Origin of the sequence: Flavobacterium sp. GSP27 (assembly GCF_003970395.1) — a bacterium.
In the GTDB taxonomy this organism is placed as follows: domain Bacteria; phylum Bacteroidota; class Bacteroidia; order Flavobacteriales; family Flavobacteriaceae; genus Flavobacterium.
This window is the reverse complement of sequence record NZ_RYDP01000014.1, coordinates 60,908-75,904: the sequence shown is the minus strand read 5'-3', so window position 1 is coordinate 75,904 and position 14,997 is coordinate 60,908. Positions and strand designations below refer to the sequence as shown.

General features: G+C 32.6%; 13 protein-coding genes and 1 pseudogene. 10 read left to right on the top strand and 4 right to left on the bottom strand.

The window, feature by feature from the left end:
* Positions 1-27: 27 nt before the first annotated feature.
* The 6 genes from EKM05_RS12170 (at position 28) to EKM05_RS12150 (ending at position 6,132) form a co-directional block, all read left to right on the top strand.
* Positions 28-1,752, top strand: a complete 1,725-nt coding sequence (locus EKM05_RS12170) for a tetratricopeptide repeat protein (RefSeq protein ID WP_158615152.1) — start codon at positions 28-30, stop codon at positions 1,750-1,752.
* 10 nt (positions 1,753-1,762) lie between these two features.
* Positions 1,763-2,431 carry a response regulator transcription factor gene (locus EKM05_RS12165; protein WP_126460926.1) on the top strand — a complete coding sequence of 223 codons (669 nt, stop codon included), beginning with the start codon at positions 1,763-1,765 and terminating at the stop codon, positions 2,429-2,431.
* A gap of 559 nt (positions 2,432-2,990) precedes the next feature.
* Positions 2,991-3,215 (top strand): hypothetical protein, encoded by a 225-nt coding sequence (locus tag EKM05_RS12160; RefSeq protein ID WP_126555644.1) that lies wholly within the window; start codon positions 2,991-2,993, stop codon positions 3,213-3,215.
* A 164-nt stretch (positions 3,216-3,379) separates the two neighbouring features.
* Positions 3,380-4,435, top strand: a complete 1,056-nt coding sequence (locus tag EKM05_RS12155) for a type I restriction endonuclease (RefSeq protein WP_126460933.1) — start codon at positions 3,380-3,382, stop codon at positions 4,433-4,435.
* Positions 4,436-4,814: 379 nt separating this feature from the next.
* Positions 4,815-4,973, top strand: a complete 159-nt coding sequence (locus EKM05_RS14430; RefSeq protein ID WP_156063251.1) for a hypothetical protein — start codon at positions 4,815-4,817, stop codon at positions 4,971-4,973.
* 355 nt (positions 4,974-5,328) lie between these two features.
* The gene (locus EKM05_RS12150; RefSeq protein WP_126555641.1) at positions 5,329-6,132 is read left to right on the top strand and encodes an endonuclease/exonuclease/phosphatase family protein; all 804 of its coding nucleotides are present in this window, start codon (positions 5,329-5,331) and stop codon (positions 6,130-6,132) included.
* A gap of 257 nt (positions 6,133-6,389) precedes the next feature.
* Here EKM05_RS12150 and EKM05_RS12145 read toward each other — a convergent pair whose 3' ends face one another.
* Positions 6,390-7,649, bottom strand: a complete 1,260-nt coding sequence (locus EKM05_RS12145) for an asparagine synthetase B (RefSeq protein WP_126555674.1) — start codon at positions 7,647-7,649, stop codon at positions 6,390-6,392.
* Between the two features lie 310 nt (positions 7,650-7,959).
* Here EKM05_RS12145 and EKM05_RS12140 point away from each other — a divergent pair, with 310 nt between their 5' ends.
* On the top strand, positions 7,960-8,679 hold the full coding sequence (locus EKM05_RS12140; protein WP_126555639.1) for a DUF547 domain-containing protein: 720 nt from the start codon (positions 7,960-7,962) through the stop codon (positions 8,677-8,679).
* A 133-nt stretch (positions 8,680-8,812) separates the two neighbouring features.
* Here the strand turns inward: EKM05_RS12140 and EKM05_RS12135 are convergent, their stop codons facing one another.
* The 3 genes from EKM05_RS12135 to EKM05_RS12120 all read right to left on the bottom strand — a co-directional run bounded on the left by EKM05_RS12135 (position 8,813) and on the right by EKM05_RS12120 (position 11,298).
* Positions 8,813-9,475 carry a response regulator transcription factor gene (locus EKM05_RS12135; RefSeq protein ID WP_126555636.1) on the bottom strand — a complete coding sequence of 221 codons (663 nt, stop codon included), beginning with the start codon at positions 9,473-9,475 and terminating at the stop codon, positions 8,813-8,815.
* Between the two features lie 3 nt (positions 9,476-9,478).
* Positions 9,479-10,270 (bottom strand): sensor histidine kinase, encoded by a 792-nt coding sequence (locus EKM05_RS12130; RefSeq protein ID WP_126555634.1) that lies wholly within the window; start codon positions 10,268-10,270, stop codon positions 9,479-9,481.
* A 635-nt stretch (positions 10,271-10,905) separates the two neighbouring features.
* Complete coding sequence (locus EKM05_RS12120; protein WP_126555631.1) at positions 10,906-11,298, bottom strand: hypothetical protein; 393 nt, start codon at positions 11,296-11,298, stop codon at positions 10,906-10,908.
* A gap of 287 nt (positions 11,299-11,585) precedes the next feature.
* Here EKM05_RS12120 and EKM05_RS12115 point away from each other — a divergent pair.
* The 3 genes and pseudogenes from EKM05_RS12115 to EKM05_RS12105 form a co-directional block, all read left to right on the top strand.
* Positions 11,586-11,913: pseudogene (locus EKM05_RS12115) on the top strand (IS1595 family transposase); the annotation flags it as partial.
* 81 nt (positions 11,914-11,994) lie between these two features.
* Positions 11,995-12,462: a hypothetical protein gene (locus EKM05_RS12110; protein ID WP_126555628.1), complete on the top strand. Its 468-nt coding sequence runs from the start codon at positions 11,995-11,997 to the stop codon at positions 12,460-12,462.
* A gap of 251 nt (positions 12,463-12,713) precedes the next feature.
* Entirely contained in the window at positions 12,714-14,558 is a 1,845-nt protein-coding gene (locus EKM05_RS12105) for a PLP-dependent transferase (protein ID WP_126555625.1), read from the top strand.
* Positions 14,559-14,997: the final 439 nt, after the last annotated feature.

Sequence of the window (14,997 nt, the reverse complement as noted above, 5' to 3'; positions counted from 1 at the left end):
TAAAATTAATTTATGTATTTTCGGGGAATGAAACTTAAAAAGTTGAATTCCCCGTTTTTAATTTCACTCATCCTTTTATTTACAGGATTTATATCTTGCAAAAAAGAAAGTAACATTGCAACACAAATCAAAAGCAACCCGCACTACCAACAGCATTTTTTACGTGCAGAAAAACATTTTGAAAACCAAGTTTATGATAGTGCTTTTTATTACTACAACGAATCCAAATTAGCTTGTAATGAAGGAACGGATACTAGAAAAATAATTTATTCCTTATTAAAAATGGCTGTAATTCAGCAAATACAAGGGGATTATTTGAGTAGTGAAACCACGGCTACTGAGGCTATTTCCTTATTCCAAAAAACAACAAATCGCTACTACAAATGTGCTGTATACAATATATTAGGTATTAATTATGAGCGACTTTATGACTATGACAATGCAATACTCTACTATAATAAAGCACTCAATCAAATCCCGGATGAATCACAAAAAACAATCCTTACAAATAATATTGCCGTAGCGTATATAGGCAAAAATGATTACAAAAGCGCACTGCAGCTTCTGTTGCCATTAACTCTCCATACAAACATTTCAAACGATGAGGAAAATAATGCCAGGGTTCTTGATAATTTGGGCTATTGCTATTTCAAAATGGGTGATTCAAGAAGTCTTCACTATCTGAATACCGCTTTAATCATTAGAAAAAAAATAAAAGATGACTTTGGAATTACAACCAGTTATCTTAATATTGCTGAGTTCTATAAAAAATCCAATCCTGGATTATCTTATAAATATGCACAATTAGCTTACGAAAAAGCAACAAAAATTAACAATGTTGATGACCGATTGAAAGCAATCGCATTATTAATACGAAATAGCGTTGGGAAGGAAACAAAAAAATTTTCCATTCTTCACCTCCACATCAATGACAGCATCAATAAAGCCCGACAAAAAGCAAAAAATCAATTTGCAAAAATAAAATATGATTCTAAAAAAGATAAAGATGAAAATTTAGAACTAAAAACACAAAAAATAGAAAATGCACTTTTATTAGAAAAGCAAAAAAATAGAAATCTAATTTTATCCTTTGTTATCGTATTCACCTTAATAATAAGCATTTCCGCAGCAAATTTTCTTATGGCTAAAAACCGAAGAGAAAAGGTGAAAATTTCATATACCACTGAAATTCGAATTTCAAAAAAACTACATGATGAACTAGCTAACGATGTGTATCAAACCATGGCATTTGCAGAAACACAAGATTTATCCACCGCACAAAATAAAGAAGTTTTACTAACCAGCCTAGACACTATTTATTCCCGGACACGAAACATTTCCAGAGAAAACAGCACTATTGAAGCAGGAGCACTGTTTGAAACTAGTTTAAAAGAAATGATGTCCGGTTTTCAAACAAATGAAATCAATATATTAACCAATGGAATGGATACAATTCAGTGGAACGCTATAAACAGTACTAAAAAAATAACGCTTTACCGAGTGGTACAAGAGTTACTGGTCAACATGAAAAAGCACAGCCAATGCAGTTTAGTTGTATTAACTTTCAAAAAAAATAAAAATAAATTACAAGTCGATTACACTGATAATGGTATTGGAGCCACGCTTGAAGAATTAACTTCAACAAATGGACTTCAAAATGTGGAAAACCGTATTCATGCCATAAAAGGAACCCTTAATTTTGACAGTAAATCCAACAAAGGGTTTAGAGTCCGTTTTATTTTTCCAATATAATCTAGTCCATATGTTCCATAAAGTTTTAGTTGCCGAAGATTTAGACACTATAAGCATCGCAATAATTCAAGCACTAAGAGAGCTTTCTATTTTAGAAATTCACCATGCCAAATACTGTGATGAAGCTTTCCTAAAAATAAAAAGAGCCCTTCATGACAAAGTTCCCTATGACTTGTTGATTAGTGATTTATCATTTAAACCCGATCACCGTCAGGATCGATTATCCTCTGGTGAGGAACTCATTGAAGCCGTAAAAAAAGAACAGCCTGAACTTAAAACCATTGTGTTTTCGATAGAAGACAAATCCTTTAGAATAAAATCACTGTATACTAATTTAGGAATAAATGCCTATGTATCAAAAGGAAGAGACAGTATTCCGGAACTCAAGAAAACGATACAAAATATTTATAATAATAAGAACCTTCATCCATCTGAGGAAGTACGCCATGCTTTAAGAAACAAATCCCTTTTTGAAATTGAAGCCTATGATATTTTACTTTTAAAATCTTTATCCAATGGATTAACCCTGGAGGATATTGCTTCGGAATTTAAAAATTCCGGAATTATTCCTAGTGGCACCAGTAGTCTTGAAAAACGCATCAATAGGCTTAAAATATATTTCAAAGCAAACAATAACGTACATCTTATAGCCATCACTAAAGATTTAGGATTAGTCTAATTCGCATTTCAGACTATTAAAAACTAAAAAAAATATTCCAATAACGTTATTACTGCAATTTAAAAGCATCAAAAACAATCAATTGCTAAGGTCATTTACAGCGCTCCAAAGATTTTTGACACGGTGATTAAATCCTAAAACATAGCGGTAGAATTGATATTTTTTTTACGGTTGTACCAAAGATAGGTATGCGATATTAGCTTAAATTCACTTCTTTTTTTGACCATTGTATTGGCAAATCATAGCCTGATTTTAATAAAAATGATGTCTTTACGGTTTCCCGTAAAAAATAGATTTCAAAAGTTGCTAGATTTGGTTTATAAAAAATCAAATGAAACAAATGCTCCAGTTTACAATAACCAATTTAGTATTCGCTCGATATTCCGAAGGAAGGATCTTGACAAAGGACAACTATCGGGAGTTCAAAAACCAAATAAAAAAACCCATCTTTTTTATACTGTCATTTTGCATCCTAACATCTTGCAAATCAGAACCAAAAAAACAACCTCAACACCGACAAATACTTCACAACCAAATACATCGAAAATATGATGACGATGTGTTAATAGTACCAAAACAAACGGATACAGCTATAGACAAAAAAACAAATACGCAAACTGATTCGTTAAAAAGAAAAAATCAAATACCTCTTGCAAATCCAATACAAAGTCCAATTGGGATTGCTATACCTCAAGAAAAGCTAAAAAGCTCTTCAAGACAACGAAAAGGTAAAGTTATTTACACATCGGAACGTAAAAAAAAGAATCAATGGAAAAAATTATAATTATGAAATACATCCTGTTGTTTTCAATACAAATAGTTGTACTGAGTATCGGCGGATTATTGATATAGCGTATAAAATTCGGAAAAAACAATCCAAATGAGGAAAACCGTAAAGAAGTTATCTTTTACGGAAGTAATTTTGAAACCAATTAGCAACAAAATACTATGGAATTAACCATTCAACTAAAATCCCTAGCGGATAAAATCATTCAGTTAAAAGACAAAATCGAAACCGAAGAATCAACCAAACACGCATTTGTACTCCCATTTATCAACATGCTTGGCTATGATGCCTTCAATCCGCTGGAGGTAGTCCCTGAATTCACTGCCGATATTGGATTAAAAAAAGGAGAAAAGGTAGACTATGCTATTTTCCAGAGCGGTGAACCCATCCTAATTGTTGAATGCAAAAGCTGGAAAGAAAACCTTTCAGTGCACAGCTCACAACTATTTCGCTATTTTCATGTCACAAAAACTCGTTTTGCACTCTTAACTAATGGCATTCAATATCAATTTTATACCGATTTAGACGAGAAAAACAAAATGGACCAGAAGCCTTTTCTGGAGTTTGACATCATCAATCTCAAAGAAAATTCGATCATTGAAATTGCTAAATTCCATAAATCAAGTTTTAATGTAGATCACATTCTAAACAATGCGAGTGCTTTAAAATATACCAAAGAAATCAAAAAAGAGATTAATGACGAACTGGAAAATCCCTCGAATGATTTTATAAAACTCTTTGCTAATAAAGTATATGCTGGAAGACTTACGGAAAAAGTGATGGAAGAATTCAAAATGTTAGTTCAAAAAGCATTTAATCAATTTATCAACGAAAAAATTAATGACCGCTTGAATGCCGCACTAAATAAAGAAACAATAAAACAACAGGAAGAAAAAACGGAACCCATTGAAGAAGCGAGCAAAGTGGTTACCAGTGACGAAGAACTGGAAGCCTACCGAATTGTCGTGGCTATTCTAAGGCGTAAAATTCCTGTAAACAGAATCGTTCCTCGGGATACTCAATCCTACTTTGGGATTTTACTTGATGACAACAACCGCAAACCTTTATGCAGGTTGCATCTCAACGGAACTAAAAAATATCTTGGCCTTTTCAATGAAAACAAAATCGAAATAAAACATCACATTCAGTCAATTGATGACATTTATCAATTTGAAAAGGAATTATTGGAAACTGTTGGGGCTTATGAAGGGAAGTGATTTGCTTTGTAAAAGTATTTACAATACGAAATAAATCCTGTAATATGACCTTTAAACCTAAGTCATTAAAGTACCTGTTGCACCATAAATTCTAAAAGTTGACAAGAATATTTAATTATAATTAAACAAATGATTTTTAATAACAATTTCAGAAAAATAACGGTAACTGAAAACGGAATAATATTGACTTATAAAACACAAAAAAATATTATTTTCTGAGTTAGACAAGACTCACGTTAAAGTAAATAAAATGAGGCCGGTTTATACATTTATAATTATTTGGGCATTACTATCCTTGGGTTTTCTTTCCTATTTATACCTGCAAATAGACCTAATCTTACTGATTACTTTTTTTCTGATTGTATTTATTTTTTTAAAAATGAATGAACACAAAAGCTATAGCATAAAAATCCGTTTGAAAAATGGTGAAATTATAGAAGAAAAAATATTGGCAAAATTAAAACTGGAGACTATCAACAGTATCAATGAAGTCCAAAAAGGGATTTACAACTATAAAATAAATAACAACAAGAATTAGCTTTAGTTCCTAACTATGATCATTTGATTGTTTATACCAAACTTTAAAAAAAATTATATGAATCTCAAAAAAAATCAAATATTAAAATTGTAATTATCTTTCAAGACTACCCGTTATTTGTACCATACTGCCTCTAGTACATACAATTATTATTATTTCAAAAAAGGAGAATCCTATAACAAGTCTAAGTAATGAAATTTCTCCTTTGTCGATATAACCAAAATAAAATACATCAGAAAACAATATTAAACAATCCATAAGACTCGAAAAATTCCTCAAATTCCATTTAATTATCATACGTTTGAGCTACTCTAATTCTATCCGTAAAAAGTGATACTAATATTCTCCTAATTAAATGAAACCCCTATTTTCCTTACTGTTCCTCTTCCTAGCCACTTTTGCTTTCGCTCAAACCAAAATCCTTTCCTGGAACATAGCCAATTTTGGAAAATCGAAATCCGAAGAAACCATTACTTATATTGCAAAAACGCTGAAAGATTACGACATAATTGCCATTCAGGAAGTGGTTGCCGGATATGGAGGCGCACAGGCAGTAGCACGATTAACAGATGAACTCAACCGAAAAGGAGCTAAATGGGAGTATGTGATCAGTGACCCCACCAGCAGCAGTGCCTATAAAACCGAAAGATATGCCTTCATTTGGAAAACGAGCAAAGTAAAGAAAATAGGAAAAGCTTGGCTCGAAAAAAAACACCATCTAGAGATTGAGAGAGAGCCTTATTATTGCACTTTTCAATATGAAAACAAACAATTCACGCTGGTGAATTTTCATGCTATTACTAAAAAAATGCAACCCGAAACCGAGATTAAATATTTCAAATTTTTACCTGATGAATATCCCACCTTGAATTTAATTTTTGCAGGAGACTTCAACTGTCCGCAATCACATTCGGTTTTCAATTCGTTGAAAAAAATGGGATTTCAATCTATTTTAGTAAACCAAAAAACCTCGTTGAAACAAGAATGCAAAAAAGAGATTTGTCTCGCTTCTGAATTTGATAATATGTATTACAAAACTTCTAAAACTACACTTCTAAATTCCGGTATTATTCCTTTTTATAAAAATTTTAGCACACAAAAAGAAGCTCGAAAAATATCCGATCACGTTCCTATTTGGTTTGAATTTTCTTTGAATTGATATCCACACCGCATTAAGTGATGTTGTGACTAATGCAATTGATATTGTTCAGGAATATTTAGACAAGGAAAATGAAGATGGAAGCGTTTAATCATTTATCTTTTACATCACAAAAGCTACCGTAACAGGTGGCTTTTTTTTTGATTTTAAATTATTTGGAGCTATTCCTGCTGTTCGTTTTATCCACGCTAAAAAGCGTGGTATACCAATACCATCAGGGCTAAAAAAACCAATCGGTACTGATTGGTTTTTTTATTCTATGTCTTTAATTTTTTCTTTTTAGCTGCAGGGAACAACACATTGTTCAAAATCAAACGGTATCCGGGTGAATTTGCATGCAAGTCCAAAACTGTAGGGGGATTGCCTACCTGATGCTGAAAATCCTCCGGATCATGACCCCCATAAAAAGTGAACATCCCTTTCCCCTTCTGCCCATGAATGTAACGGGCTTCGCCATTAAGTTCACCTGTCCCCATGACTAAAACATTCGATTTTACAAGTACCGCATCAAATGATGTTGTTTGTCCCATAAATCCTTTGACAAGTTGTGTGTGATTTTGACACAACATAGTGGGAATAGGATCCCATTTTGCCGAAAATTCCATTAAGGTAAAATAATCTTTTTCCATAGGAATTCTTCGTTTAGAGGTCATATCAATATCAGAGAACTCATATTGTTCAGGTCTTCGCTCTAAGATAAAATCTTTGAAAGCAAAAGAATTACTATAATTCATCTTCGATTGGTAATTGCCTTCACTCACATCCCCATCAAACATAGCTTCGCAAATATCTACTCCATCCGCTGCAAGAGCAATATCAAAACTATCTGTTGCGGAGCACATTGCAAACATAAACCCACCTCCTATTACAAAGTCCCTAATCTTTTTAGCCACAGCTCCCTTTTCGTCAGATACTTTTGAAAACCCTAATTTTGTCGCCAGTATTTCAGCTTCTTTCTTTTGTTCAATATACCAAGGTACATTTTTATACGCTCCGTAAAACTTACCGTATTGCCCGGTAAAATCTTCGTGATGCAAGTGCAACCAGTCATAAAGCAACAATTGGTCTCCCAACACTTCCTGATCATATATAGCTGTAAAAGGAATTTCAGCATAGGTCAAGACCAGCGTCACTGCATCATCCCACGGTTGTTTCCCTTTTGGTGTATACACTGCAATCTTTGGTGCTTTCTCTAAAATAACGGATTCCATATTCTGGGACGGACTGGAGATTTCATTTAAGAGTATCACTTCTTCCTCATCAGAGATTATTTCAAAACTCACTCCTCTAATCTGGCACTCTTTGCGTATTTCCTGCGCATCAGGCACTAAAAAAGAACCGCCACGGTAGTTGAGTAGCCAGCTGACTTTGTGATTTTTTTCCAAACACCAAAACGTAATTCCATACGCCTTCAAGTGATTTTGTTGCGTGGTTTCATCCATTGGCAACAAAATAAAAGAAGCTTTTGCGGAAATTGATAGTAGAAAAATCAGAATATATATAAATCGCTTGTACATCATTGTATTGCCTTTTTATATTTCAAAGATAGAAAGGAAGCCGTTCAAATGAGAATAATTTAACTTTAAAATGAATGCACCAATCTAATTTAAATAAAACCACGTAAAAACACCTATAGCCAGACGAATTAGTATCTATAAATTTGTAACTATAACCTAATCTACATTAAATGAAAAATTTAGCACTAAATTCAAAGGAAAACAATAACCATTTTAATTTTAAAACTATTTTTAAAAAAATTGGATTTTCTTTGTTAGTAGGACTTATTGTTGTTTTTTACACTTTATGTTTTAATTATTTTCTTCTGTAATGCTAAATCGAGACCAAAAAACACCACGACCAATTGTTTCAAAAAATTATTATGCCGCGTTATCAGAAGAAATCCTATCAACTGCAAAATTAGGAAAAGATACGACTTCCCTCAGAAGACAACTTTATTATATCAGACATACAAAAATCGAAAAGAGTCTGGACACTGATGCTTTAAAAAAAACTTTTTGGATTAATATCTATAATGCTTTTTATCTCATTATTCTAAATGAAACAAAACAAGTCGACACTATGTATCGTCTTAAAAGGATAAAGATTGCACGTTCCATATTCTCGTTAAATGATATTGAACATGGGATTTTAAGAAAAAATAAATTCAAAATAGGATTAGGATATGTAACCAATCCATTTTATTCTGGTTTTATAAAAACCTTAGCCGTCAGTAAACTAGACTACCGAATTCACTTTGCGTTAAGAACTACAAATTTAAATCCTGATCCGTTTGATTATTTTAATTGTGATGAAATTGAATCACAGCTTGCTACTGTCACCACTGATTTTATCAAATTTGAAACTGAATTTGACCATGAATCAAAAAAAATGATCGTATCGCAATTTCTGTTTACCTATTTACGGGATTTTGGCGGAATACAATCCATAAAAAAAATGCTGAAAACTATTTTTAAAAAAGATTTCAAAGGATATTCGTTAAAGTTCAAGCCGTATAACAGAATCGAAAAAAAGCACCATATTTCTTAGTCCATTGGCATTTGTTAAAGGAATCCCTTATCTTAAAACCTGAATTTAAGTTGTTTAAAATTTTAAAAAAATCTTCTCTTTTTTTGCAAAAAAAAGTGCATCCAGCATTGCTTTTAGTACAAATGGGTTCTGATTAATCTTCAAACGGCATAATTTCATTTTGAACCGCATACACAACCAATCCTGCAATATTCCTGGATTCTGTTTTAAGCAACAAGTTATTTCGATGTCCTTCCACCGTTCTTGGACTTATAAAAAGTTGCTCTGCAATTTCTAAGGTGCTTTTTTGATAGCAAATAAGTTTGAGTACTTCCAATTCACGTACACTCAAAAAGCCACTATCAAAGTTACTTTTCGTTTTTCTAGTGTTCAAAATATTGGTTTGAATAATTTTCATGACATATTCCGTATAGTAAAATCCTTTTAAAGCCACTTCATTTACGGTTGTAAGCAATTCTTGTGGTGTCGCATTTTTTATCACATAGGAAACAGCACCAACATCAATCATATTCGCCACAAAAGACTTAGAATCATAGCTGGTTAGCGCTATAATTTTTATTTCAGGGAATTCTTTATGGATGATCTTAGTGGCTTCGACTCCATTTAAAATTGGCATTTTCAGATCCATGATAATAATATCGGGATGATTTTTAGTACTGCGAAGGTAGGAAATCAATTCATCCCCATTGGAGGCTTCAAAAACAATCTCAATATTTGTTTCCCGTTCCAGCAAAAAAGAGATTCCTTTTCTAAAAAGAATTTCATCATCTACTAAAATTATTTGAATAACATTCATTATTTAAAAATTAAAAGTGACCGTAATCCCTTTATTTACAGCTGAATTAATGACAATGGTGCTGTTTAAAAAAGCGACTCTACTATCAATATTTTTCATCCCAAGACCTTTTTGCTTGTCTTTATTTTTCATATCAAAACCAATTCCATTATCAGAATAAGAGCATTTTTTGAGTCCGTAATTGTCCTCAAAAAGAATAGATATGACAGTTGCCTTACCGTGCCGAATGGAATTATTGATCAACTCTTGCAAGATTCTAAATACGTGTAAATGCTTCATATTATCTTTAATATCAAAGAAGGTTGTATTTTCATAATTTACCGTGACAACTTGAGAACTATTGCATTCCATGCATAATTCTCCCACTCCTGCATCTAGTCCAAATTTATCTAAAACCGGAGGTAACAAACCGTGTGCGATTTTCCTGGAATTATCCAGCGCTTTGGCAGTCAGATTGATGATATTCTCGGTAATTGTTCCTACCTCATCTTTGGTCAAATTTGGAGTATTTAACAAATGACTGTTCAAAGACACAATATTAAGCTGAGAACTGATGTCGTCATGTAAATCTTGGGCAATACGCTTGCGCTCTTCTTCTTGCGTAATAATTACGGCACTCAATAACTCTTTTTGATACTGGATTTCCAGATCTTTTTTTTCTAATTCTTTCTGGATAATTTTTTTTCTCGAAAAATAGAAAAACAAGATTAAGACGAATCCCATCAAAAGAAAAGCAACACAGGAATAAATAATTATTTCGATTATATCACTTTCATTTATTAATTCTGCCTTCATAAATATTTATTTAATTACTTTTTGGAAAAACTTTTTTTCCACTCTAGTAAAATGAATAATTGGTAGACTATATAGAGTCCTGAGTTCAATACCCAAGGTATTTTTGTGTATTCCAGTCTCAATATATTTGTCAAATTTCCTACTATAAATAAAATGGTGCTTCCAAATAAATAGAGTAAAATACCCATATTGATATAATAATACTCTTTTTTCTCATTTAATATGTTGTAAAGATGTAGGGTTGCGTAGCTAACTATTAAAAAAGAGGTAATGAATATTTCGAATAAATTGAATTTAAAAAACAAACTCGGATCTAGTACGTATTGAATTCCAATGACTGCTAAACCAGCATACAAACCCACTGTAACAATCTTTTTTTGATACGTCTCTTTTAATAAAACTTTGTAAAAAAAACTGAGTATTATAAACTGACCCACAAAATAAAAATGAGACAAATAAAGGTTATTAATATTAACTCTTGCCAAGACATTCGAAATTATTTGGATAACTAAAACCAACCCTAAATATCCTGTAAAAATCTTAAAGACTTTATCCTGAAGAGAAAAGCACCGGATAAATAAAACAAAATTCAAAAATAAAACCAAGAGACCTACATATATAAATACATTTAACATCTATTGTAGCATTAGAGTTTCAGGATCACAAGTAGATGGACAAGGAGACGTAAAATCATAAATAGCATCTTCCGTTGCACCAGCGTCACCATTGTCTTGAGTGATCATATCAACATAAATTTGAGTTAGGGGATCATATTTTGTTCCCACAATCATTAATTTTTCTACTCCATCATCATCAACTCCTATGTATGCTCTCACTGCATCGACCCCTTCTTTGAGGACTTCTACTAAATCAATTTTAGGGATCAAAAAAGCATTTAAATGATGGTGTTTGTTATAATCCCCTTCTCGTTTAGACCATCGTTTTGCCCATCTTTGGGCTGTTTTTAACGGAATGACATTCACAACTTTTCCTTTTTTTAGGCTTCCAGAAGTAGTTTCTTGTGACATATTTATTAGGTTTGCAGATTACGGATTTTATAAATAAAAAATTATTAGCTAAACTACTGTTTTTTATTGTTTATACAAAACCAGCTTAGTAATTATACAAGCTATAGGGTTAGTTTTCAAAATAAGCACCGATCGCCCTGATCGCTTATTTAGTTTTTGTAACCCTAATTTGGTTTGTAGAGAACCTAATTTGTATTAGCCCTGCTGAATGGTATTAATTTAATATGACTATCCGTCACTTGTACCAATGCTAAAAATAGCTTGTTTTTGAGTCATCAACCTATTAAATACGAGCTATGAACCTACCTGAATTTTTAGAGAAATACCCTGATTAAGTCACACGTAATAAGGGATTCAAAGCTAAACTACTTGAAATGGGAATTGTATGTAAAAAGTGTCAACAGACCGAACATTACTTTCGTAAGGCAGATTTAAAATTTCAATGCAAAAAATGCGGTAGTCGTGTCAGTCTTCGTTCAGGCACCGTTATGGAGAATACTAATTTGCCTTTTCCAATATTGGATGCTCTGTATTGAACTCGTGATGCTGTCACAAAAGAGTTTTTCGGCATTAGAAATACAACGTATGTTGGGTCACAAACATTATGAACCCTTGGTAGGGTAAATTGCTTTAGAGTTGTCTTACTTGAGAATGCTATCAATAAAGAAGCACTCAATAATCACTAAAATAAAAATTATGAACACATTTAAAGCCTTACTCATTTTCATCACTATTGGTTTTGCCATAAATATAAATGCGCAAGAAGCCAATAGTACCGATGAACCAAAAAAAAACACAAAACAAGCTACGGTAACTTATTACCAACAACGCGCTGCAGAGGATGCAAAATATGAGCAGGAGTTTACTGCTCAAAACAACAGCGAAGACAAAGCTTTTTGGAAAGAACAAAAAAAATACGAAAAACAATTAAAGAAAAACAACAAAAAAGCTTATCGCGCCTACATTCAAGGAAAAAAAGAGGCATACGCAGAACATCACCAACATTGCAATCACGATCACCATAGCGATTATTTTTATAGCAATGCCCAGTTTTATTATTACCAATACGACAACAGACACAACTATCAGAGAAGACCAAATCGTATTATAATAAACACTCCGGTGCGAGTAAGCACTCCGAGCATTCGTTTAGGGATTTTTTAATTACGGGTAAACTATTTTTTTTTTAATAATATCTTTTTTAAGACCGACGAAATAATTTTTGTTAAAGAATTCTGATTGAAGTTTCTATGCCATATATTTATTTACTGACTAACCAAAAAGAGCACTCCTAGAGGATTTATTCCTGACACTTTCACAACACTGACAACAGATCTGTAATAATAAAACCTCTTGTAACACTTTTAAATAAATCTAATTACTGTATATTACCATCTTATCTAAAGGTGGAAATTATGAAAGACAATAAAATAGTACGTTATATTAAAGACGTGTTAGAAAATAAGCCAACTGGCTGGTTGAATCTAACAACTCACAGACTAGATATTTATGACGAAAAATTGGCGAAAACTCAATTCTTAGAACAGTTTGAAATTTTATTTAATAGCAATAATTCTGAATCAAAGGCATTAGGAGAGTTACCCACTGCTTATGACTATATTCGATTAGGGCATCCATTATCTTGTATATTAGAATGGGTGATTGCCCACTTACATCATTTAAAACCAGAAAATGTAATTAGTTTTTCCTCAAAGACGACTCCGATTTTGGCAGTACTAAGGAAAAATTTATTAGCTGGCAAAAACACTCAAATTATTTACACTGGTGAATTACCAGAATTTTTTGATGTTGAAGTACTTCAGCACATTTATGGCTATACATTTGATTTAAAGAAGATTGAAAAAGAAACAGCCATTTCCAAGTTTGACGGGAGTACCATTTTCATTACGCAGCAAGATGAAATTAGCACTTTTGATTTTACCAAAAACATTGACTTTTTTATCAATGTTCATTCTGACTTTGGAAGTATTTTAGTTGTAAATGGAGACCAAAACGAAAGTTATATCCCCGAAATTCAGCATGTCAGAAGAAGAGAGACCATTGCAATGACGCCAGCCAATTGTCTTGCTATGTTGAAAATTCTGACAGCACAATCTTCTTTAGAACCAAAAGAGAATACTATCGAGACAAACAAAGCAATGGTTTTAGATTCAATTGCGACCATTACCGGAAGCAAGACAAAAGCACTAATTGCTTCCAGTGGACTATCAATTCAATATGCGGTTGTCATGGGATTAATTCATGATGCGAAGGAAAACCATAAAGGAAAGGCGATCAAAATTATTGTTCCCCCCAATTGTTACGGTGGTACAAACGACCAAGCCAGACGGGTTGCTGCTTGCATTGACTCTGTTCAAATACTGGATTTACTGGTTGACGGTGGTAAAGATATGGTTGAAAGTATTGCGCTTCTTTTAGATAAAATTGCTGACGAGGATGCTATTCCAATCATAATTGCTGAAATTCCAACAAATCCCAGAGTTGAAGTTCCGGATCTTTTCAAATTAAGCGCTACTTTGAGTAAACAGCGAAAAACTGCAACTGGTAAAATTGCTACAGATCCTATTTTTGTTTTAGATCAAACCTTTTGTCCAAATGTACACTTTTTAGGTGAAGAGGATATATTATCACCAATTAGGACCATTTCATATGTAAGCGGATCTAAATTTCCAAGTGGCGGGCAATGTACTGCGGGCTATTGTGTGGGAAATAAAAAAACGGAAGGGTTGATGAAAAAAATAGAATTTCATCTAAAACTTTGCGATAATGAGGCTACCAATCTTCAAATGGAGATTTTGGCAAAACAATTGCCTTCTATGAATCAAAGAATAAAGGATGCATATCATAATACACATGAATTTGTAAACTTCATAAAAAAAACTTTACCAGCGGCGAAAATTAATTTTGTTTCGTCAGCATTGGCAGACCAAGGATTTACCCCCTCTGTGTTTTCATTAGACCTTCCCAGTAAAGGGAACACAACGAAAGAAAAAGAAGCTCATAAAAGAGAGTTAAATCTTAGGTTAATAAATTTAATGATTAGAGAAATACCTAATGAAAGCAAGTTTTGTGTGAGTTATGGGCAGTTAAAAGGATGTTACTGGACAATTCCGGCAACATCAACTCAAGGGACGACTAAAGAGGGTGACAAAGATTACATCGTACGTGTAGCACTTTCTCCTACCATGGATTTAGAACTTCACAAAAAAGTTTTTTTAGATTTTGTCAGCCAAATTTAATTCTGATCCTATACCATTCCTCTATTTAACCTTGAAGGAAAAAACTAAGTAATGATCCATATTAACTAAAATAGAATTTTCTGATTTTTTTTTACAGAAACAGACAACCATTACAAGTAAACCACTGTGGAGGGATGGGTCAAAGATTTGGCTATTAATACCAAACAAAATTACTATTGGCTCCATAAAAAAGCTTTCAGAAAAGTATTTGAATGCTGATAAAATGATCTATTTAGTGGTAGGTGATGCTGAAACGCAGTTAAAAAAGCTGAAGAAAATTGGTTATGGAACGCCAATTCTTCTGAATACACCAGCGGTAAATAAGCTGATTTAAAACTAATTTGGGTTATAAGTAATAACCATGGTATAATGTCGTATTTTAAAATCAGGATAAAATTATGTAACAATATGATTTAAAGCTGTTTTACTTAAAGTTAAT

Bases quoted from the DNA above. Each gene is read 5' to 3' on its own strand.
- EKM05_RS12165 (WP_126460926.1), top strand. From the start codon at position 1,763: ATGTTCCATAAAGTTTTAGTTGCCGAAGATTTAGACACTATAAGCATC.
- EKM05_RS14430 (WP_156063251.1), top strand. From the start codon at position 4,815: ATGAATGAACACAAAAGCTATAGCATAAAAATCCGTTTGAAAAATGGT.
- EKM05_RS12150 (WP_126555641.1), top strand. From the start codon at position 5,329: ATGAAACCCCTATTTTCCTTACTGTTCCTCTTCCTAGCCACTTTTGCT.
- EKM05_RS12110 (WP_126555628.1), top strand. From the start codon at position 11,995: ATGAACACATTTAAAGCCTTACTCATTTTCATCACTATTGGTTTTGCC.
- EKM05_RS12120 (WP_126555631.1), bottom strand. From the start codon at position 11,298: ATGTCACAAGAAACTACTTCTGGAAGCCTAAAAAAAGGAAAAGTTGTG.
- EKM05_RS12135 (WP_126555636.1), bottom strand. From the start codon at position 9,475: ATGAATGTTATTCAAATAATTTTAGTAGATGATGAAATTCTTTTTAGA.
- EKM05_RS12130 (WP_126555634.1), bottom strand. From the start codon at position 10,270: ATGAAGGCAGAATTAATAAATGAAAGTGATATAATCGAAATAATTATT.
- EKM05_RS12155 (WP_126460933.1), top strand. From the start codon at position 3,380: ATGGAATTAACCATTCAACTAAAATCCCTAGCGGATAAAATCATTCAG.
- EKM05_RS12170 (WP_158615152.1), top strand. From the start codon at position 28: ATGAAACTTAAAAAGTTGAATTCCCCGTTTTTAATTTCACTCATCCTT.
- EKM05_RS12140 (WP_126555639.1), top strand. From the start codon at position 7,960: ATGCTAAATCGAGACCAAAAAACACCACGACCAATTGTTTCAAAAAAT.
- EKM05_RS12145 (WP_126555674.1), bottom strand. From the start codon at position 7,649: ATGTACAAGCGATTTATATATATTCTGATTTTTCTACTATCAATTTCC.
- EKM05_RS12105 (WP_126555625.1), top strand. From the start codon at position 12,714: ATGAAAGACAATAAAATAGTACGTTATATTAAAGACGTGTTAGAAAAT.